Origin of the sequence: Pseudoclavibacter sp. CFCC 13611 (assembly GCF_008831225.1) — a bacterium.
Classification (GTDB): domain Bacteria; phylum Actinomycetota; class Actinomycetes; order Actinomycetales; family Microbacteriaceae; genus Pseudoclavibacter_A.
The window spans coordinates 505513-526069 of record NZ_WBKE01000002.1; the positions used below are offsets into that span (position 1 = coordinate 505513).

At 66.8% G+C, this 20557-nt stretch carries 21 protein-coding genes and 1 pseudogene; 21 read left to right on the forward strand and 1 reads right to left on the reverse strand.

The window, feature by feature from the left end:
- Positions 1-49: 49 nt before the first annotated feature.
- Complete coding sequence (locus F8O08_RS06590) at positions 50-1285, reverse strand: DUF349 domain-containing protein (RefSeq protein ID WP_158038090.1); 1236 nt, start codon at positions 1283-1285, stop codon at positions 50-52.
- Positions 1286-1411: 126 nt separating this feature from the next.
- Here F8O08_RS06590 and F8O08_RS06595 point away from each other — a divergent pair, with 126 nt between their 5' ends.
- From F8O08_RS06595 to F8O08_RS06690, 21 genes and pseudogenes are all read left to right on the forward strand, one after another.
- On the forward strand, positions 1412-2941 hold the full coding sequence (locus F8O08_RS06595; RefSeq protein WP_158038089.1) for a replication-associated recombination protein A: 1530 nt from the start codon (positions 1412-1414) through the stop codon (positions 2939-2941).
- Positions 2942-3101: 160 nt separating this feature from the next.
- Positions 3102-3731, forward strand: a complete 630-nt coding sequence (gene rpsD / locus F8O08_RS06600) for a 30S ribosomal protein S4 (RefSeq protein ID WP_158031588.1) — start codon at positions 3102-3104, stop codon at positions 3729-3731.
- 45 nt (positions 3732-3776) lie between these two features.
- Positions 3777-4154, forward strand: coding sequence for a DUF948 domain-containing protein (locus F8O08_RS06605; protein ID WP_158031587.1), 378 nt, complete (start codon positions 3777-3779; stop codon positions 4152-4154).
- A 6-nt stretch (positions 4155-4160) separates the two neighbouring features.
- Positions 4161-4370, forward strand: a complete 210-nt coding sequence (locus F8O08_RS06610; RefSeq protein WP_158031586.1) for a hypothetical protein — start codon at positions 4161-4163, stop codon at positions 4368-4370.
- 114 nt (positions 4371-4484) lie between these two features.
- Entirely contained in the window at positions 4485-7148 is a 2664-nt protein-coding gene (alaS, locus tag F8O08_RS06615; RefSeq protein WP_158038088.1) for an alanine--tRNA ligase, read from the forward strand.
- A complete protein-coding gene (gene ruvX, locus F8O08_RS06620) occupies positions 7145-7624 on the forward strand; it encodes a Holliday junction resolvase RuvX (protein ID WP_158038087.1) in 480 nt (159 codons plus the stop codon). Before alaS ends, ruvX begins: the two co-directional genes overlap by 4 nt.
- Entirely contained in the window at positions 7621-8706 is a 1086-nt protein-coding gene (gene mltG / locus F8O08_RS06625; protein WP_158038086.1) for an endolytic transglycosylase MltG, read from the forward strand. The genes ruvX and mltG overlap by 4 nt, the downstream gene beginning before the upstream one ends.
- The gene (locus F8O08_RS06630) at positions 8706-9614 is read left to right on the forward strand and encodes a shikimate dehydrogenase (protein WP_192496879.1); all 909 of its coding nucleotides are present in this window, start codon (positions 8706-8708) and stop codon (positions 9612-9614) included. Before mltG ends, F8O08_RS06630 begins: the two co-directional genes overlap by 1 nt.
- A 59-nt stretch (positions 9615-9673) precedes the next feature.
- Positions 9674-10894, forward strand: coding sequence for a chorismate synthase (gene aroC / locus F8O08_RS06635; RefSeq protein WP_158038084.1), 1221 nt, complete (start codon positions 9674-9676; stop codon positions 10892-10894).
- A pseudogene (locus F8O08_RS10990) lies at positions 10888-11406 on the forward strand (shikimate kinase); the annotation flags it as partial. The gene aroC and the pseudogene F8O08_RS10990, both read left to right, overlap by 7 nt.
- Before the next feature lie 30 nt (positions 11407-11436).
- The gene (aroB, locus tag F8O08_RS06640) at positions 11437-12549 is read left to right on the forward strand and encodes a 3-dehydroquinate synthase (protein ID WP_225733444.1); all 1113 of its coding nucleotides are present in this window, start codon (positions 11437-11439) and stop codon (positions 12547-12549) included.
- Entirely contained in the window at positions 12546-13022 is a 477-nt protein-coding gene (locus F8O08_RS06645; protein ID WP_158042888.1) for a type II 3-dehydroquinate dehydratase, read from the forward strand. Before aroB ends, F8O08_RS06645 begins: the two co-directional genes overlap by 4 nt.
- A gap of 159 nt (positions 13023-13181) precedes the next feature.
- Positions 13182-13745, forward strand: a complete 564-nt coding sequence (gene efp, locus F8O08_RS06650; RefSeq protein WP_158031577.1) for an elongation factor P — start codon at positions 13182-13184, stop codon at positions 13743-13745.
- 5 nt (positions 13746-13750) lie between these two features.
- Positions 13751-14260, forward strand: a complete 510-nt coding sequence (gene nusB, locus F8O08_RS06655; protein ID WP_225733428.1) for a transcription antitermination factor NusB — start codon at positions 13751-13753, stop codon at positions 14258-14260.
- Positions 14257-15456: a 23S rRNA (adenine(2503)-C(2))-methyltransferase RlmN gene (gene rlmN / locus F8O08_RS06660; protein WP_158038080.1), complete on the forward strand. Its 1200-nt coding sequence runs from the start codon at positions 14257-14259 to the stop codon at positions 15454-15456. Before nusB ends, rlmN begins: the two co-directional genes overlap by 4 nt.
- A 95-nt stretch (positions 15457-15551) precedes the next feature.
- Positions 15552-15998 (forward strand): hypothetical protein, encoded by a 447-nt coding sequence (locus F8O08_RS06665; protein ID WP_158042889.1) that lies wholly within the window; start codon positions 15552-15554, stop codon positions 15996-15998.
- 126 nt (positions 15999-16124) lie between these two features.
- A complete protein-coding gene (locus F8O08_RS06670) occupies positions 16125-17018 on the forward strand; it encodes a PhzF family phenazine biosynthesis protein (RefSeq protein ID WP_192497726.1) in 894 nt (297 codons plus the stop codon).
- A 60-nt stretch (positions 17019-17078) separates the two neighbouring features.
- Positions 17079-17597 (forward strand): bifunctional pyr operon transcriptional regulator/uracil phosphoribosyltransferase PyrR, encoded by a 519-nt coding sequence (gene pyrR, locus F8O08_RS06675; RefSeq protein ID WP_158038232.1) that lies wholly within the window; start codon positions 17079-17081, stop codon positions 17595-17597.
- Positions 17594-18571, forward strand: a complete 978-nt coding sequence (locus F8O08_RS06680; protein WP_158038078.1) for an aspartate carbamoyltransferase catalytic subunit — start codon at positions 17594-17596, stop codon at positions 18569-18571. The genes pyrR and F8O08_RS06680 overlap by 4 nt, the downstream gene beginning before the upstream one ends.
- Entirely contained in the window at positions 18568-19917 is a 1350-nt protein-coding gene (locus F8O08_RS06685) for a dihydroorotase (protein ID WP_158042890.1), read from the forward strand. Before F8O08_RS06680 ends, F8O08_RS06685 begins: the two co-directional genes overlap by 4 nt.
- Complete coding sequence (locus F8O08_RS06690) at positions 19908-20450, forward strand: transporter (protein ID WP_158031572.1); 543 nt, start codon at positions 19908-19910, stop codon at positions 20448-20450. Before F8O08_RS06685 ends, F8O08_RS06690 begins: the two co-directional genes overlap by 10 nt.
- Positions 20451-20557: the final 107 nt, after the last annotated feature.

Sequence of the window (20557 nt, forward strand, 5' to 3'; positions counted from 1 at the left end):
GCTCCTGTGCACAAGGAGCATCCGCCGGGCCTGTGAGACCAATGGCAGATCAGGCGATGCCGGTGGCCTTCAGCCAGCTGCGCTGCGTCTCAAGCGCCTTGGTGATCTCGGCTGTCTTCTCTGCGTCACCTGCCGCCTCAGCAGCAGCGAGATCTGCCTCAAGATCGGTGATGCTCTGCTGCAGCTGCGCGGCGAGACCGGTGGCACGATCGCTCTTCTCACTGTTGCGTTTGGACCAGTGTGCGTCTTCGGCCTCTTTGACCGCCGTCTCGACAGCGTGCAGCCGAGCCTCGACGGAGCGCATGCTGGCACGGGGAACCCGACCGATCTCATCCCATTCGTCTTGCAGACGACGCAGCGCGGAGCGAGCAGCCTTCCAGTCAGTGACCGGGAGCAGCGCCTCAGCCCGCGTCAGCACTTCCTCTTTCTTCTGCAGGTTCTCTGCGTACTCGGCGTCGGTGACGGCGTCGTGCTCCTGCTTCTTCGCGAAGATGACGTCTCCGGCTGCTTTGAACTGCTCCCAGAGGCGGTCGTCGACCTTGGCGCCGGCGCGCCCGGCGGCCTTCCAACGATCGAGCAGGGCGCGGTAGTCATTGACACGGGGCTCGGCCTGCTCGGCCAGCTTCTGGGCCTCTTCGACCAACTGCTGCTTCGTCTGCTTGGCCGTGCGATGCTGCTCGTCGAGGCTGGCGAAGAACGCACGTCGACCGTCTTCGAGCTTGCGGCGAGACTGCTTGAACCGCGCCCACAGGGCGTCGGCCTGCTGTTTGGGCAGGCGGGCCGTGGTGCGCTGGTGCTCTTTCCACTCGCCGAAGATCTGCTCGACCTGCGCGTGAACGTCCTTCCAACGAATGTTGGCGACTGGGGTGGCGGCCAGCTGCTCGATCTTCTCGACGATGGCCTCTCGCTGTGCCGCGGCTTCGGCGAGAGCCTGCGCCGACTGCTCCTGCTGCTTGCTCTCCAGCGCGTCGACCTGCGTGCGCAGCGCGTCGACCCTGGTGCGCAGTGCGTCGAGGTCGCCGACGACCGTCGGCTCTTTCAGCGCTTCGTCGAGTGCCGTGACGCTCTTGCGCACGTCTCGGGCCTTCGCCCCGGTGCGTGCCCGCTGCTCGGCCAGAGTGACCTGGCCGACGAGGTCTTGGAACTTGCGGCTGTAGAAGGCCAGCGCCTCCTCGGCGGTGGCTCCGGTGACCTGCCCGACCCAGCGTTCGCCGTCACCTGTGATCAGGTAGACGTTTCCCTCGCCGTCGGCGCGGCCGAACTGCTGCTGGTGTGTCTCGCTCACGACTCTCCTCAAATCCCGCTTCGATGCTGCACCAGTCTAGCCGGTGACAAACGGCTGCTGTGCACGTGACGCGCTGGCGAAGCCGGTCTGAGAGGCCGTGTCGGCGGCTGGCGCTACGCTGTCGGCATGACGTCTCTGCAAGGTGCCCGAGCCAGCCGACCATTGGCGGCGCGCATGCGACCGCGAACGCTTGACGACGTTGTCGGCCAGAGCGAGCTGCGTCGACCGGGCACACCGCTGTGGCGTCTGTGCCACCCGACCGAGGGCGAGCGCACCCCGGCATCGGTCATTCTCTTCGGCCCTCCGGGAACGGGCAAGACGACGCTGGCGCATGTGATCGCCACCGAGGGACAGCGCCGCTTCATCGAACTCTCGGCCATCAGCGCCGGAGTCAAAGACGTGCGACGCGTGATGGAGCAGGCGCAGGCAGACCGTGACCTCTATGGCACGCAGACGGTGCTGTTCCTCGATGAGATCCATCGATTCACCAAGGCGCAGCAGGACAGCCTGCTGCCCGGCGTCGAAGACGGCATCGTCACGCTGGTGGCGGCGACCACTGAGAACCCCTCGTTCTCTGTGATCTCGCCGCTGCTCAGCCGATCGCTGCTGCTGCGTCTGACGTCGCTCTCCGACGACGACCTGCTCTCTCTCATCGATCGCGCCATCGTCGACGAACGCGGTCTGCACGGGGCGGTCGCGATCGACGACGAGGCCCGAACGGCCATCGTGGAACTCGCCTCGGGCGACGCCCGGCGTGCGCTGACCCTGCTCGAGGCGGCCGCCGGCCAGGCAGACGCCGACATGGCGTCCGCTGAGAAGGCCGACGACGCAGACTCATCCGAACAGGCTCGGCTGCCCCGCATCACCGCGGCTGTGGTCGCGATCGTGGCAGACCGAGCCCTGGTGCGATACGACCAGAACGGCGATCAGCACTACGACGTGGTCAGCGCGTTCATCAAATCGATCCGCGGGTCAGACGTCGACGCGGCGGTGCACTATCTGGCTCGCATGATCGAGGGCGGCGAAGACTCCCGGTTCATCGCACGACGTCTCATGATCTCGGCTGCCGAAGACATCGGCACGGCCGATCCGCAGGCGCTGAGCATCGCTGTGGCTGCCGCGCAGACGGTCGCGATGGTTGGCATGCCTGAGGGTCGCATTCCTTTGGCCGAAGCCACCGTCTATCTGGCCTCGGCCCCCAAATCGAACGCGGCGTACCTGGCCATCGATCGCGCGATCGCCGACATCCGAGCCGGCGATGCAGGCGATGTGCCGTCGCATCTGCGCGATGCGCACTATAAAGGGGCGCGTGCACTGGGTCACGGCGTCGGTTATCAGTACCCCCACGACGAGCCCACGGGGGTGAGTGCCCAGCAGTATCTGCCCGACACGTTACAGGGACGCCGCTACTATGTGCCGACCGGCCACGGGTTCGACGCCACGATCGGCCGCCGGCTCGATCAGGTGCGTCGGCTGCTCGCCGGGCTGCCGATGCAGCGAGCTGCGCAGACGCCCAAGGCAAAGACCGCTGGGGCCGCCACTGCGAAGACCGCTGAGGCCTCCTCTGGCAAGCCCCCTGAAGTGCCCTCCGGGAAGGCGACCGAGTCGTCGCCTGAGGTGACGGCGGATGCCGACGATGGCCTCGAGAAGAAGTGACGGTGCGGCGGGCTCCGTAGACAGACGAGCGTGGTAGTGTTATTCGGCCTGAACTCTGCACGGCGAGCGGCTGCGCCAGTGGAGTGAATGGTGGCGCTCTGTAGCCGAGCGTTGCCCCGGCTCACTGATTGATTGTATTTAGCGTCATCGAGAGGAAACAATGGCGACGAAGTCGCGTACACATAGCAAAACCCGTCTGTCCCGCGCGCTGGGCGTGGCACTGACCCCCAAGGCTGCCCGACTGATGGAGAACCGTCCGTTCCCCCCGGGTCAGCACGGCCGCACGAAGCGCCGCACCGATTCCGACTACGCGGTGCGTCTGCGCGAGAAGCAGCGTCTGCGCGCCCAGTACGGCATCCGCGAGGCTCAGCTGCGCCGCGTGTTCAGCGAAGCCCGCAAGCAGGAGGGTCTGACCGGTGAGAACCTGGTCGAGCTGCTCGAGCAGCGTCTCGACGCGCTCGTTCTGCGCGCCGGCTTCGCGCGCAGCATCCAGCAGGCTCGCCAGCTGGTCGTGCACCGTCACATCATGGTCGACGGCGAACGCGTCGACCGCCCGTCGTTCCGCGTGAAGCCGGGTCAGCTCATTCACGTGCACGAGAAGAGCGAGAAGCTCGACGTCTTCCAGGTCGCCGCAGAAGGCGCCCACGCAGAGGTGCTGCCGGCCGTGCCGGAGTATCTCGACGTCACGCTCGACAAGCTCGAGGCCACGCTGACGCGTCGCCCGAAGCGTGCCGAAGTGCCCGTCACCTGTGAAGTCCAGCTGGTCGTCGAGTACTACGCTGCGCGCTGATCACTGACCCAACCGACGTTGTCGGTGGGAGAGAGGAGAACGGTCATGACTGGAGGAGACATTGCAGCGCTGATCGCTGCGATCGCCTTCGTCGTTCTGGTGGCGGTGCTGATCGTGCCGCTCTGGAAGCTCGGCCATCTGCTCGATGAGGCACGCGAGAGCGTGCGCGATCTCACCGACAACGTCGCCCCCCTGATCGAAGAGAGCACGGCGACCGTGGCCGAGGCCAATCGGCAGCTGGTCAAGGTCGACGGCATCACGACTAACCTGACGAAGGTCGCCGACAACGTCAGCGGCGTGGTCGCGACGGTCACTTCGGTCGTCAACTCGCCGTTAGGGCGCGTCGCTGGCATTGCGGCGTCGTTCGGCAAAAGCCGTCGCACGACGGCGAAGCAGGCCAAGACCACCGCGAAGCGAAAGTAGGCGAATATGGGCAAGGCATTCTGGTTCATCGTCGGTATCGGCACGGGATTCCTCGTGGCACACAAGGTGTCTCAGACCGAGAAGGGTCAGGCATTCTTCGCCGAGGTCAACGACTTCACCGACACCGTGGCACGCAGTTTTCAGGAGCGCACCGCCGAGGTTCGAGAGGCGATCGACGATCTGCAGGACGAACTGCGCGACGCCGCGCAGCACTGATCTGCGCTGAGCCCAACACATCTCACGGTGAACGATTCACCGGACGGGTGCCATCGTGCGGAGAGATCCGCACCTGGCACCCGTTTCCCCACTACGAAACGTCTGTGAAGGCATATGTACACTGCGGATATCCGACAGCGCTGGCTCGACTACTTCGCCAGCAAAGATCACACCATCGTTCCCTCGGCATCGTTGATCTCGGATGATCCGTCCCTGCTCTTCACCGTTGCCGGGATGGTGCCGTTCATCCCGTATCTGACGGGCGCTGTTCCCGCCCCGTACCCACGGGCGGCCGACTGCCAGAAGTGCATCCGCACCAATGACATCGAAGAGGTGGGCAAGACGGCCCGCCACGGCACGTTCTTTCAGATGCTCGGCAACTGGTCGTTCGGCGACTACTTCAAAGAGGGCGCGATCACCTATGCCTGGGATCTGCTGACCTCGTCCGAATCGGACGGCGGCTACGGGTTCGACGAGAAAGACCTCTGGGTCACCGTCTACGAAGACGACGACGAGGCCCACGAGCTGTGGCGCCGCATCGCCGGCCTGCCCGAGCATCGCATCCAGCGTCTCGGCCGCGAGGACAACTACTGGTCGACCGGTCAGCCGGGCCCCGCCGGTCCCTGCTCTGAGATCTACTACGATCGCGGCCCGAAATACGGCCGTGACGGCGGGCCTGCCGTGGACGACTCGAGATTCCTCGAGATCTGGAACCTCGTGTTCATGCAGTACGAGATCAACAACGTGCGCTCGAAGACCGAGTTCGACATCGTCGGCGAGCTGCCGCACAAGAACATTGACACCGGCATGGGGCTCGAGCGCGTCGCCTTCGTCAAACAGGGCGTCGAGAACATGTACGAGATCGACCAGGTGCGCCCCGTGCTCGACCGGGCCTCCGAGCTCGCAGGTATCAGCTACGGCGGCACCGAGAGCCACGACGACGACGTACGGCTGCGCATCGTCGCCGACCACGTGCGCAGTGCGATGATGCTGATCAACGACGGCGTCAGCCCCTCGAACGACGGCCGCGGCTACGTGCTGCGCCGTCTGATCCGTCGTGCCGTGCGTGCCATGCGCCTGATGGGCGTCGACCGCCCGGTCATGCCCGACCTGCTGCCGGTGTCAAAAGACGCCATGAAGGCTTCGTACCCCGAGCTCGAAACCGGGTTCGAGCGCATCTCGAACATCACCTACAACGAAGAGGACTCCTTCCTGCGCACGCTGGGCGCCGGTACGACGATCCTCGATCTCGCGATCGAGCACACCAAAGAGGCGAAGAGCTCGTCGCTGTCGGGTGACACGGCGTTCGCTCTGCATGACACGTACGGGTTTCCGATCGACCTCACCGTCGAGATCGCACAGGAGGCCGGACTCGACGTCGACCGTGAGGAGTTCGCCAAGCTCATGACCGAGCAGCGCGAACGCGCTAAGGCCGACGCCAAGTCGAAGAAGACCGGCAACGTCGATCTCGCGGTCTACCGGGATCTGCGCGCGCTGGGCGCGACCAAATTCCTCGGCTACGACGCGCTGTCGACCGAGGCACGTGTGCTGGGCCTCATTCGCGACGGGCAGTCGGTTCCGACTGCCGCCGAGGGCGAGTCGGTCGACGTCATCCTGGACGAGACGCCGATCTATGCCGAGGGCGGCGGCCAGACCGCAGACCACGGCACGCTCGTCGGCGCCAACTTCACCGGACGCATCGTCGACGCACAGGCTCCGGTCAAGGGGCTCACCGTGCACTCGGTGCAGGTCTCGAAGGGCACGTTGGCGGTCGACGACCGCGTGCAGGTGCACGCCGATGCGCTGCACCGCCTTGAGGCCAGTCAGGCACACTCGGCCACGCACCTCGTGCACGCCGCTCTGCGTCAGACGCTTGGCCGCACAGCGGTGCAGTCGGGCTCGCTCAACCGCCCCGGCTACATGCGTCTCGACTTCGCCTGGAACAATCGGCTGAGCCCTGAGACGGTCAGCGAGATTAACGAGATCTGCAACCAGGCCGTGCGCAACGATCTGCCGGTCAGCGCTACGATCATGGATCTCGAATCGGCAAAGGCGACCGGCGCGATGGCCCTGTTCGGCGAGAAGTACGGCCGCGAGGTTCGCGTCGTCGAGATCGGCGGGCCGTGGTCACGCGAGCTCTGCGCAGGCACGCACGTCGCGCACAGCTCGCAGATCGGCGTCGTCAACCTGATCAGCGAGACGTCGGTGGGCTCGGGTGCGCGTCGCCTCGAGGCACTGGTGGGCATGGACGCCGTGCAGCACGGCATCACCCAGCAGCAGCTCATCGCCTCGCTCGCCGCTCAGCTCAAGACGAAGCCCGACCAGCTCGAACAGCGAGTCTCGGCTCTGGTCGAAGAGCTGCACGCCGCACAGAAGCAGGTCAAAGATCTCACGAAGGCCAAGCTCGGCGCACAGGTTCCCGATCTCGTGGGACGTGCCGAAGACCTCGCCGGCGTGCGAGCGGTCGTCGCCCGCGTCGAGGTGTCAGATGCGGATGCCCTGAGAGAGCTGGGCATGCAGGTGCGGTCGGCTCTGGGCGCGGACGCAGCCGTGGTCGCGCTCGTTGCAGTCGTCGGTCAGCGACCGACGGTCGTCGTCGCCACGAATCAGGCGGCTCGTGACCTCGGCGTCAAGGCCGGTGCTCTGGTCAAGGCTGCGGCGACGCGTCTGGGCGGCGGAGGCGGCGGCAAACCTGACTTCGCCCAGGGAGGCGGCACCGACACCAGCGGAGTCGAGGCCGCGCTCCAAGCGGTGCGTGTGCAGGTGCGCGACCGGTGACAGCAGCGGGTGAGCGTCGCGGCGTGCTGCTCGGCATCGATGTCGGCAAGGCCCGCATCGGAGTGGCCGCCTGCGACGCCGAGCACCTCTTGGCCTACCCGGTCGAGACGGTGCAGCGCACTGCCGACGGCTCATGGGCGCAACGCATCGCTGAGATCGCCGTGGAGTACGGCGCCGTAGGCCTGGTCTGCGGCCTGCCGATCAATCTGCGCGGCGGCGACACACAGTCGACGGACGACGCCCGTGACGTCTGTCAGCAGCTGGTTCAGAGAACCGGCATCGCCGCCCATCTGGTCGATGAACGGCTGACCACCAACGTCGCGGCCCGCCAGCTGCGGCCGAGTGGTCGCAAACGCGGGAAGCAGCGATCGGTGATCGATCAGGCAGCCGCAGTTGCCATCCTGCAGCAGGCTCTGGAGATTGAGCAGCACACCGGGCGACTGCCCGGCGACGCTGTCGAAAGGAACGATGCATGAGCAGACACGCAGGCAGACGCCGCACACGACGCAAACGCACGATCACCTGGATCGTCGTAACGGTGCTGATCGCCGTCTTCATCGCCGCGCTGCTCTTCGCCGGCCGGTCGCTCATGCGTGAGATGGGCATCGGCGAGGTCGTCGACTACCCGGGGCCGGGCACAGACGACGTGACCTTCGTGATCCGTGACGGCGAGTCGGGCACCGACATCGCCGAGAACCTGGTCGACGTCGGCGTGATCAAGACGTACAAGGGCTTCTTGGACGAGTACCACAAACGGTCGCCCGAACCGGTCTTCCAGCCCGGAGCGTACAAGCTGCAGAAAGAGTCGGCCTCTGCCACAGTCATCGACGTGCTGAGCGATCCGTCGAACCGCGTCGACCTCAAGGTCGTCATTCCCGAAGGCTACCGGCAGTCGCAGATTCTGGCCCGCATCTCAGAGGTGGTCGATCTGCCGCTCGAGAAGCTGCAGGCCGCCGCGCGCGACGTGAACGCCTATGACGTTCCGCAGCAGGCGAAGGATCACAAGTCTCTGGAGGGCTTCCTGTTCCCCGCGACATACACGATCGACCCAGAGGCCGAGCCGAAAGACATCATCAAGCAGATGGTCGATCGCGCCAACAAGGCGCTCGACAACGCCGGGGTGCAGGGCGACGCGGCACGCTATGACGTGATGACGAAGGCGTCGGTCGTGCAGGCCGAATCGGGCAGCGTCGCCGACATGGGCAAAGTCGCGCGTGTGATCGACAACCGCCTCGCCCAGGACATGCCGCTGCAGATGGACTCGACTGTGACCTACGGATCGGGGCGCACCGACATCGTCGAGCCTGACAAGCAGGAACGCGACGATGCGAGCAACAAGTACAACACCTACGCCAACAAAGGCCTGCCGGTCGGACCGATCGGCAACCCGGGCGACGACGCCATTCAGGCGTCGATCAACCCGACCCCCGGCGACTGGCTGTACTTCGTGACGGTGAACCTCGACACCGGCGAGACGGTCTTCTCGACGACGCTGCAGGAGCATCAGGCGTCGGTCGACCGGTACAACGCCTGGAAGCAGCAGAAAGGCATTCAGTAGTGGCTGCCGATGCCTCCGCTGCGACCGTGCGGTCGCAGCGGCGCCTGGCCGTGCTGGGCAGCCCGATTGAGCACTCGTTGTCTCCGCTGCTGCACAATGCCGCCTACACCACCCTCGGGCTGCCCTGGCAGTACGACCGCGCAGAGGTCGGCAGCGGCGAGCTGCTGCCCTTTCTGCAGGGGCTGGGCGACGACTGGCTCGGGCTCAGCCTGACGATGCCGCTGAAGCGCGAGGTCATCGCCTATCTCGACGAGGTGACTCCGCTGGTCAACGAGCTGCAGGTGGCCAACACGCTGCGCTTCGCCTCAGGCAGGAGCTCCGGCACCCGTGTGCTGCAAGGGGCGAACACCGACGTGTGGGGCATCGAGCAGGCCCTGCGCGAAGCCGGAATCGAACGACTCGAGAGCGCCGAGGTGATCGGCTCGGGTGCGACCGCACTGAGCTCGCTGCGGGCGCTCGCAGATCTCGGCGCCCGCAGCGTCCGCCTGCACGCACGCACGCCGGAGCACGCCGGCGAGCTGGTCGATCGCGCGGCCGATTGGGGCGTCACGGTGGATGTCGTGACGCTGACCGGTGGTGAGCTCGCGCTGACGGCACCGGCGGTCGTGTCGACGCTGCCCGCCCATGCCGCAGATGCGATTGAACCTCGACTCGGATCGACGGGCGACGTGCTGCTGGACGTCGCCTACGACCCATGGCCCTCGACGCTGGCGACCCGCTGGCAGGCCATCGGCGGCACCGCTGTCTCGGGCATCGAGATGCTGCTCTGGCAGGCGGTCGCACAGGTGCGCTTCTTCGTCTTCGGCGACGACACGCGCGAGCTGCCCGACGAACCGACGATCGTGCGTGCGATGCGAGCGGTGCTGCCGCCGAACGGGATGCCGCCAGGAGATCTGCCGCGGCCCTGACGCCGCGGCTTCGGCACCGAAACGAGTTTGACCCTCGACCCTATGGAAAGATGGAGCACATGTTGCGTTGGCTGACTGCAGGCGAGTCCCATGGCCCAGAACTGATCGCGCTCATCGAGGGCCTTCCGTCGGGCGTTCCGATCACGAGAGAGCAGATCTCTGCCGATCTGGCCCGCCGAAGACTGGGCTACGGCCGCGGTGCCCGGATGAAGTTCGAACAGGACGCCATCACGCTCTCGGCCGGCATTCTGCATGGGAGCACCATCGGCTCGCCGATCGCGCTGCGCATCGGCAACACCGAGTGGCCGAAGTGGCAGGAGGTCATGACCCCCGACCCGGTCGACCCCCAGACGCTCACCGGCGGTCGAGCCGCGCCGCTCACCCGACCTCGGCCCGGCCACGCAGACCTGGTCGGCATGCAGAAATACGGCTTCGACGAGGCCCGACCGATCCTCGAACGCGCCAGTGCACGTGAGACTGCGGCACGCGTGGCGCTCGGCGCCGTCGCCCGAGCATTCCTCGGCGAGCTCGGCATCCGGCTGGTCAGCCACACCACGGCCATCGGCGGCGTCGCAGCACCCGACGACGAGCCGCACCCGACGCCGGACGACGTCGAGCGCCTCGACGCCGATCCCGTACGCTGCTTCGATCCCGAGACCTCGAAGCGCATTGTCGAGCGCATCGACCAGGCCCATAAAGACGGCGACACACTCGGCGGCGTGGTCGAGGTCGTCGCCTACGGTCTGCCGGTCGGCCTCGGCTCGCACATTCAATGGGACCGCCGACTCGACGGCCGTCTCGCCCAGGCGCTGATGGGCATTCAGGCCATCAAGGGGGTCGAATGCGGTCAGGGGTTCGGTCTCGCAGCGGTGCCCGGTTCGCAGGCGCACGACGAGATCGGGGCCGTCGAGACACCCGCCGGGCAGCGCATCACTCGCGCATCGAATCGCGCCGGCGGTCTCGAGGGCGGCATGTCGACCGGGCTGCCACTCTGGGTGCGCGCCGCCATGAAGCCGATCGCGACCGTGCCGCACGCGCTGCGCACCGTCGACGTCAGCACCGGCGAAGCAGCTCGCGCCCACCACCAGCGCTCAGACGTCTGTGCGGTGCCGGCGGCCGGCGTCGTCGCCGAGGCGATGGTCGCCCTCGTGCTCGCCGAGGCCGTGCTCGAGAAGTTCGGCGGAGATTCGATCGCCGAGACGCGACGCAATCTGCAGAGCTTCCAGGCCGGCGTTCCAGACGCGCTGCGCACCAGCCATGAGGTGAACTCCGCATGGTGACGGTGCTGATCGGCCCGCCCGGAGTCGGCAAGTCGAGCATCGGTCGAGCCGTGGCGGCGCGCCTCGGAGCTCCCTTCGTCGACAGCGATGTGCTCATCTCGCAGCAGTACGGGCCGATCCCCGAGATCTTCCTGCACGACGGCGAGGCCGAGTTCCGCCGCAAAGAGGAGCGTATGGTCGCACAGGCGCTCGCCGACGACGACCCGGACGCCATCGTCGCCCTCGGCGGCGGGGCTCCGCTCTCAGCGAGCACCCAGTGGCTGCTCGCCGAGCACTTCGTCGTCTTTCTCGACGTCGACGCCGCACACGTCGGTGATCGCATCGACGGCAGCCTGCCCTCGCAGGCCGACGCCGGAGCCGGTGCAGGCGACCAGCAGACGGCCCGACCGCTGTTGGCCGGCGGTATCGACGCATGGCAGCGGCTCTACGATCAGAGACTCGACACCTACGCACGTCTGGCGGACCACACCGTCGACACGCGCGATCTCGATCGAGAGTCGGTAGCCGACGAAGTCGAACGGGCGATCGCACAGAGGAGACAAATGCAGCAGGCAGACGAGACCGTGACGCAGGGAAGCGGGCTCGAACCCCGCACCGTGCACGTGGGCGGGCAGCACCCGTATGACGTCTTCATCGGCGAGAACGTGCTCGACCGGCTTGCCGAAACCATCGACGACCGGGTCACGCGAGTGCTGATCGTGCACCAGCCGACCGGGCAGGCGCTCGCTGAACGGCTGCGCGGCCAGCTCGAGGGTCGGGTGCAGGCGATGACCGCCGAGGTGCCCGACGCCGAAGAGGGCAAGCGCATCGAAGTGATCGGTTTTCTCTGGCAGGTGCTCGGCAAGGCCGACTTCACCCGAACCGATCTGATCATCGGTGTGGGCGGGGGAGCGGTCACCGACATCGCCGGATTCGCTGCGGCGACGTGGCTGCGCGGAATCAAAGTCATTCAGGTGCCCACCTCGGTGCTCGGCATGGCCGACGCCGCCGTCGGCGGCAAGACCGGGATCAACACCAACGAGGGCAAGAACCTTGCCGGTGCGTTCCACACGCCGGCGGCGGTGTTCGCCGACACGACGACGCTCGAGACGCTGCCGCGCAACGAGCTGCTCACCGGCTACGCCGAGGTCGCGAAGTGCGGGTTCATCGGTCAGAACTCGATTCTCGACCTGATCGAGCAGCATGGCGACCAGGCGGTCGACCCCGCGTCGCCGGTGTTCCTCGACGCACTCACCCAGGCCGTTTCACTCAAGGCCGACGTCGTCGAGGGCGATCTGCGCGAGGCCGGGCGCCGCGAGATCCTCAACTACGGGCATACGCTCGGGCACGCGATCGAGTATGCCGAACGCTACCAGTGGAGGCACGGAGCAGCAGTGTCGGTGGGCATGGTCTTCGCCGCGCATCTCTCGCACCTCACCGGCCATCTCAGCGACGCAGACCTCGACCGGCACTACAGCGTGCTGCAGTCGCTGGGGCTGCCGACGACCTACCGTCATGGTGCCTGGGAACAGCTGCTCACCGTGATGCACCGTGACAAGAAGGCCCGCGGCGACGTGCTGCGCTTCATCATTCTCGACGGCATCGGCCGCCCGATCGTGCTCACCGGGCCCGAACCCGATCTGCTCTTCACTGCTTACCAGGAGATCGCCGAATGACGGCCGCGGCCGAGCAGACGACCGGGGCGCCGACCGTGCTGGTGCTCAACGGACCGAACCTGGGTCGGCTGGGAGCCCGCACGCCAGAGGTCTACGGCACAGCCTCCCTCGACGACCTGACCCGCGAGCTTGGCGCCGAGGGCGCGCGACTCGGGCTGCGGGTCGACGTTCGGCAGAGCGACGACGAGGCGGAGCTGATCGGCTGGCTCTTCGAGGCCATCGAGCAGCGCAGCCCGGTCGTGCTGAATCCGGCTGCGTTCACGCACTACTCGTACGCGCTCGCGGATGCTGCGGTGCAGGTTCCCGAGGCTGGCCTGCCGCTGGTCGAGGTGCACATTTCGAACCCAGCCGGGCGGGAACGGTTCCGGCAGCGCAGCGTGATCTCAGCGGTGGCGACGGGGACGATCGCCGGTTTCGGCTTCGACTCGTATGTGCTCGCGCTCGAGGCGATCGCACGGCTGCAGGGTCGCTGACCCTCGACGTGGATCGCATCACCGGTAGGTGAGGGAGTAGACTGGCAGAGTGTGTCTGCTCCCCGGATGAGCGACACCGGCGCGACGGATGTCGACGCAGCGCGAGTGAGTGCAGCATCCCCGTCACGTGACCGAAGACGACTGAACGAACGGAAGACTGTGGCAACCACCAACGACCTGAAGAATGGACTCGTGCTGAAGATCGACGGCCAGCTCTGGACCGTCATCGAGTTTCAGCATGTGAAGCCGGGCAAGGGCGGGGCGTTCGTGCGCACCAAGCTGAAGAACGTGCTCACCGGCAAGGTGGTCGACCGTACCTTCAACGCGGGCACCAAGGTCGAGACTGCGACCGTCGACAAGCGCGACATGCAGTTCTCGTACAAAGACGGTGAAGACTTCGTGTTCATGGACAACTCGGACTATGAGCTCATCACCCTGCCGGCCAACGTCGTCGGCGACGCCGAACACTTTCTGCTCGAGAACCAGGAGGCCACCGTGGCCTTCCACGAGGGCTCGCCGCTCTACGTCGAGCTGCCGGCATCGGTGACCCTCGAGGTCACCTACACCGAGCCCGGACTGCAGGGCGACCGTTCGAGCGCCGGCACGAAGGCCGCCACGCTCGAGACCGGCTACGAGATCCAGGTGCCGTTGTTCCTCGAGACCGGCACCAAGGTGAAGGTCGACACCCGCACCAGCGAGTACCTCGGCCGCGTGACCGACTGATGGCCGTGACCGACCAGACCGAAGACAGCACGCGTCGCCCGTTCAGCGGGCGCACGCTGGCTCGTCAGCGCGCCGTCGATGTGCTGTACGCCGCCGATCTGCGCGGGCAGTCCGTCGCAGAGGCGATCGAGGCCTGGCTGAGCAACGCGCGAGACAACCTCGCGAACAGCCGCCCGCAGAGCGAGTCTGCAGGGCTGCGACAGCTCGAGGCAGAGCGCGAACTCGACCACCTCGACACGTACACCTACGCTCGGCAGATCGCCGCCGGTGTGGGCGACCACCAGTCGAGCATCGACGAACTCATCGAGAGCTACGCCAAGGACTGGACGCTGGCCCGCCTGCCCAAGGTCGACCTGGCCATTCTGCGAGTCGGTGTGTGGGAGGTGCTCTACAACGACGAGGTTCCTGCTGCAGTCGCGATCTCGGAGGCGTCGAAGCTCGCTTCAGAGCTCAGCACCGACAGCTCGCCGCGTTTCGTCAGCGGTGTGCTGCACGCGATTGCCGAGGCGGAGTGACCGAGCAGCAGCCTGCAGCGCGCGCACACAGACAGGTGCGCCCGCGCACCGAAGGCTGGACTCAGCAGGTGGCGGCCGACGGCCGTCCAGTGCTGCAGTTCGCCGCGAAGCCACGGGTGAAGAAGCCGCCGAAGCACCTCGCCGACCTCACCCTGGCCGAGCGCAAAGAGTGGCTCAAAGAACTCGGCGTGCCGACCTTTCGAGCGAAGCAGCTCTCGAAGCACTGGTTCGTGCATCACACAGCCGACCCGGCGAAGATGAGCGATCTGCCCAAAGAGGGCCGTGACGAGCTGGTGGCCACGGTGCTGCCGCAGCTCCTCACAGAGGAGCGTCGCCTGGTCACCGACCGCGGCGACACGATCAAATTTCTTTGGAAGCTGTTCGACGGCGCGCTCGTCGAGTCGGTGCTGATGCGGTATCCCGGGCGCATCACACTCTGCGTCTCGAGCGAGGCAGGCTGCGGCATGAACTGCCCGTTCTGCGCCACGGGCCAGGCCGGACTCACTCGCAACCTCTCGACTGCCGAGATCGTGGCCCAGATCGTCGCGGCGAACGCGGTCATCGCAAGCGGTGCGCTCAAAGGCGGCACGCGTGACGACGAGCGTGTGAGCAATGTGGTGTTCATGGGCATGGGAGAGCCGCTCGCCAACTACAAGCGGGTGATGGGTGCCGTGCACCGCATGGTCGACCCCGAGCCCGAGGGCATGAACATGGCCGCGCGTCAGATCACGGTGTCGTCGGTCGGACTCGCCCCGGCCATCCGCAAGCTCGCCGACGAGGGTGTTCCGGTGACCTTCGCGCTGTCGCTGCATGCACCTGACGACGAGCTGCGTGACGAGCTGATTCCCGTCAACAGCCGGTGGAAGGTGGATGAGGCGCTCGACGCCGCGTACCACTACTACGAGGTGACCGGTCGACGAGTCTCGATCGAGTACGCACTCATCAAAGACATGAACGATCACGGCTGGCGCGCCGATCTGCTCGCAGAGAAGCTCAACGAGCGTGGGAAGGGCTGGGCACACGTGAATCCCATCCCGCTGAACCCCACGCCGGGCTCGGTCTGGACGGCATCGACGCCCGCCGCCACCCGCGAGTTCATCCGGCGTCTCGAAGCAGCCGGTGTCGCCGCCTCGCTGCGCGACACTCGTGGCAAAGAGATCGACGGCGCCTGCGGGCAGCTCGCCGCCACGGAGTGAGAGCCGTCAGAGCACGCGAGCTGGTGCCTCGTCGACATGTGAGCCATAAGATGAACCGGTCATATCCATTTTCGTCAGACCTTTTGGGGGACAGTATGAGGAAAGCATTCGCCACAATCGCACTTATCGGAGCTCTCGCGCTCGCCGGCTGCTCGGCGCAGGACGGCAGCACCGAGACCAACGATCCTGCCAGTGCGTCAGCGCAGCAGAGTTCGAACAGCCCTGCTGTTGATTCGCCGACAGACGTCGTCAAGAGGCTCATCAAGGCGATGTCCGTCGGAGACTGCAACGAAGTCAAGGCGACGATGGAGTCTGACGGCATAGATCTGGGGCAATGCGAAGACGGGAAAGGCGCAGACATCGATCTTGGCAGTGTCGTCTATACCGGTGAGCAGATTGACGGTGACACAGCGACGGTGAATGTGACGTATCAGAACCGGCCTGCTGCAGTCGTTCTGAAGAAGCAGGATGACGGCAGATGGATCGTCGATTGGAAGGCCACCACCCAGGCCGGGCAGTCGACTCCGTCAGCTGGGAACTGACAGCGCTGCGATTGCTGTCGATCGGGGCCGGTCGTCGCGCGTCGAGAGCGCGCCGCTTCAACGGCACGGTGGTGAGCAGTCGAACAGAGAAGGCCGGCGTGCTGTCTGGCATGACACAATGACCGCATGATCGAATCAGTCGATGTGCTCCGTCTCGCCGCTTTCGCCGACGCACCGGGCGGCGGCAATCCCGCCGGCGTTGTGCTGGACGCCTCGAAGCTCCACGAGGATGCGATGCTCGCGATCGCCCGTGAGGTCGGGTTCTCGGAGACCGCGTTCGTGACTCACCCGGCGACCGAGCAGGCCCCGGGCGAGATCGGCATCCGGTATTTCTCACCTGAGGCCGAGGTGCCGTTCTGCGGGCATGCCACGATCGCGACGGCTGTGGCGCTTGCCGAGCGCGAGCCGGCCGGCGGTCGTCACCGCTTCGTCTTCGAGACCGCGGTCGGTTCGCTCACGGTCGACACCGTGCGCAGTGATTCCGGCACGGTCGCCTCGTTCACGAGCGTCGAGCCCGTCGTGAGGCCGATTGAGGCCCAGGTGCTGCTGCAGCTGCTGCAGCTGCTCGGTCTGCAGCCCGACGATCTCGACCGACAGCTGCCGCCGCGGGTGGCCTATGCGGGCAACGACCATCCGATGCTGACCATCGCCGACGCCGCGGTGTTCGACGAGTTCTCCTTCGACCCTCAGGCCGTGCGGGCACTGATGGACGAACAGGGGTGGCCGGGCACCGTGACCGTGATGCATCGGCAGACGGCCAACCGGTTCGAGGCGCGCAATCTGTTTCCGGTCGGTCAGATCGTCGAAGATCCGGCGACGGGCTCGGCGGCAGCTGCGTTCGGCGGCTACCTGCGCGCGCTGGGCCAGGCCCCGGTGCCCGGCCACGTGACCGTGCTGCAGGGCAGACACGTCGGCCGTCCCAGCCGACTCGCCGTGCGCATCCCGCGGTCGGGCGGCATCACCGTTTCGGGCACCGCGCTGCCGATCGCAGAGCCTGATGCCAGTGCTACACTCGGTTGAACATCCTTTAACGACCGTCCTGTGAGGCGGGAAAGGAAGAACCCCGTGGCAACAACTGTGATGCAGGCGGGCGACATCGATCGCGCCCTGACACGCATCGCCTTCGAGATCCTCGAAGGCAACAAAGGCCCAGACGATCTGGTGCTGCTCGGCATTCCCAGCAGGGGAGTGCCCCTGGCTCAGCGTCTCGCGGCCAAGATCGCGAAGACCGAGTCGCTTCCCGATCCCGGCGCGCTCGTCGGGTCGATCGACATCACCATGTATCGCGATGATCTTCGCGCCAAGCCGCTGAAGCATCCCCAGCCCACGCAGGTGCCGCTGAGCGGCATCGACGGCAAGACCGTGGTGCTCGTCGACGACGTGCTCTACTCCGGTCGCAGCGTGCGCGCGGCGCTGGATGCGCTGGGCGAGTTGGGGCGGCCAGAGGTCGTCCGCCTCGCGGTGCTGGTCGATCGCGGGCATCGTCAGCTGCCCATTCGGGCGGACTTCGTCGGCAAGAACCTGCCGACCTCGCGCAGCGAACAGGTGCAGGTGCACCTCGAGCCGCTCGACGCCACCGACGAGGTGGTGATCTCGTGAAGCATCTGCTCAGCACACGCGACCTCGACCAGCCGACCGCCGTCGGCCTGCTCGACATCGCCGAAGACATGGATGCGGTCAACCGCCGCGAGATCAAGAAGCTGCCGACGCTGCGCGGTCGCACCGTGGTCAACCTCTTCTACGAGAACTCGACTCGCACGCGCATCTCGTTCGAGGCGGCCGCGAAACGGCTGTCGGCCGACGTGATCAACTTCACCGCGAAGGGCTCGAGCGTCACGAAGGGCGAGTCTCTCAAAGACACCGCCCAGACGCTCACGGCCATCGGCGCCGACGGCGTGGTCATCAGACACAGCGCCGACGGGGCGGCTCACCGTCTCGCGCAGACAGACTGGATCGACGCCAGCGTCGTGAACGCGGGCGACGGCACGCACGAACACCCCACTCAGGCGCTGCTCGACGCCTTCACGATCCGCAAACGCCTGCACGGCGACGCCTCACGCGGCCTCGCTCTCGACGGCGTGCGCGTGCTTATCGTGGGAGACATCGACCACTCGCGAGTCGCGCGCAGCGATCTGTGGCTGCTCACGACGCTGGGAGCGGAGGTCGCCTTCGCCGGCCCGCCCACGCTGATTCCCTTCGGCATCGACGGCTGGCCGGTGCGTGTGTACGACGACTTCGACGAGGCGATCGCCGCCGGGTTCGACGTCGTCATCATGCTGCGCATCCAGCTGGAGCGCATGCACGACGCATTCTTCCCGACCAGTGAGGAATACACCCGGCTCTGGGGTCTCGGCGAGCAGCGCCTGCGCCGTCTCGGCGAGCAGGCGCTGGTCATGCATCCCGGCCCGATGAACCGCGGTCTCGAGATCAGCTCGTTCGCCGCGGACTCGGTGCAGGCCACCGTGCGCGAGCAGGTCGCCAACGGCGTCTCGGTGCGCATGGCCGTGCTCTACTCGCTGCTCGGAACGGGCATGGGAGCCGGCCTCGGCGAAACGAACGGAGGTCTCGCATGAGCCGCGACATCGTCATCACCAACGCACGGCTGCTCGGTCGCGATGCCGTCGACATCCGCGTCTCCGGCCAGCAGATCGTGTCGGTCGAGCCGACGGGCGCGACCACGGCATCCGCCGCCGATCGCGAGAGCGGTCGTGACGCCGATCTCGTCATCGACGGCTCGGGACTCATCGCACTGCCCGGTCTTGTCGATCTCGGCGCGCACCTGCGCCAGCCCGGCCTCGAACAGGTCGAGACCGTGACCTCGGCGTCGCAGGCAGCCGCACTCGGCGGTTTCACCGCCGTGCACGCTCTGCCCGACACCGACCCTGTCGCAGATACGGCCGGCAACGTCGAACTGGTGCACCGGCTCGGGCTGGACGCCGGCTACGTCGACGTGCGTCCGATCGGCGCCGTCACCGTCGGCATGCGGGGCGATCGTCTCGCCGAGATCGGTGCGATGGCGCACTCCACCGCACAGGTACGGGTCTTCAGCGACAGCGAGACCGGCATCACCGACCCGCTGCTGCTGCGTCGCGCACTCGAATATGTGAAGCCCTTCGACGGCGTCATCGCGCAGCATGCACAGGATCCGCTGCTGACCAAAGACGCCGAGATGAACGAGGGCGAGCTCTCAAGCCGTCTCGGGCTGCACGGCTGGCCCGCCGTCGCCGAAGCCTCGGTCATCGCCCGTGACGTGCTGCTCGCCGACCACGTCGGGGCGCGACTGCACGTGCGCCACGTCTCAGCGAAGGGCAGCGTCGACGTGCTGCGCTGGGCGAAGCAGCGGGGCATCGACGTGACCGCCGACGTCACCCCGCATCACCTCGCACTGACCGAAGAGCTCATCGCCGGCTACGATCCCCGCTACAAGGTCAACCCGCCGCTGCGCGCTCAGGCCGATGTCGAGGCACTGCGCGAGGGTCTGGCCGACGGAACCATCGACGCGATCGCGACCGATCACGCTCCGCAGCCGCCCGAGGCGAAAGAGTGCGAATGGGCTCACGCCGAACCGGGGATGCTGGGGCTGCAGACCGCCCTGCACGTCGCCCAGGCGGTGCTGGTCGACACCGGCGTGCTGAGCTGGGGCGATCTCGCCCGTGTCCTGAGCAGCGCCCCTGCCGCCATCGCCGGAGACGCCGAACAGGGGCAGCAGCTCACCGCCGATGCGATCGCCAACCTCGTGCTGGTCGATCCGCTGGGCAGCACGACGCTGCAGCGCGACGACATCGCGAGCCTGTCATGGAACTCGCCCTGGCTGGGGGAGCAGCTGCCCGGCCGAATCGTGGCCACGATCAGTCGTGGCGTGCCGACTGTGCTCGACGGCGCGCTGTGCACACCCGAGGCGGTGCACACGTGGATCTAGACCCCAAAGTCCTTCCCACCGTCGTGACCGTGCTCGTCGTGATCGCGGCATTCGTCGGCATGTGGCTCGGCTGGAGACGACGCACCCGCCAGCAGGAGGCTGAGCTGCCCGGGCTCGAGCCGGCGCCGTCGACCGAGCAGCTCGGCGAGCCGATGGCCGCCGGCAGCGGGCTCTACGTCGCGACGACCGAGGCCGACGACCCGTTGAATCGCATCACCGCAGGCGACTTGGGGTTCCGCGCACGCGCAACCGTGCACGTCTATGCGCAGGGAGTCGTCGTCGAGCGCGACGGGTCTCAGCCGCTGTTCATCGCACAGCCGAGCCTCGACGGTGCCGGACTCGAAAGCTATGCGGTCGACAAGGGCGTGGAGAAGGGCGGCCTCACCGGCATCGACTGGCGGTGGGGCGACCGCGAGGTCACCTCGTTCTTCCGCATGCGACGACCCCAGGACGGCCCTGCCATCGTCACGGCCGTCCGGACCATCGCCCCACCGCAGTCTGCGGCACGGAGGGCTCGCGATCTCATGTTCTGATCAGACGCAGACCGAGACCGCAGCTCTCCGGCACATCCCCCGCAGCCTGCACCAGCATCCATCAGACCGACGACGTCACGAACGTCACAGAGACCATTCAGAGCAAG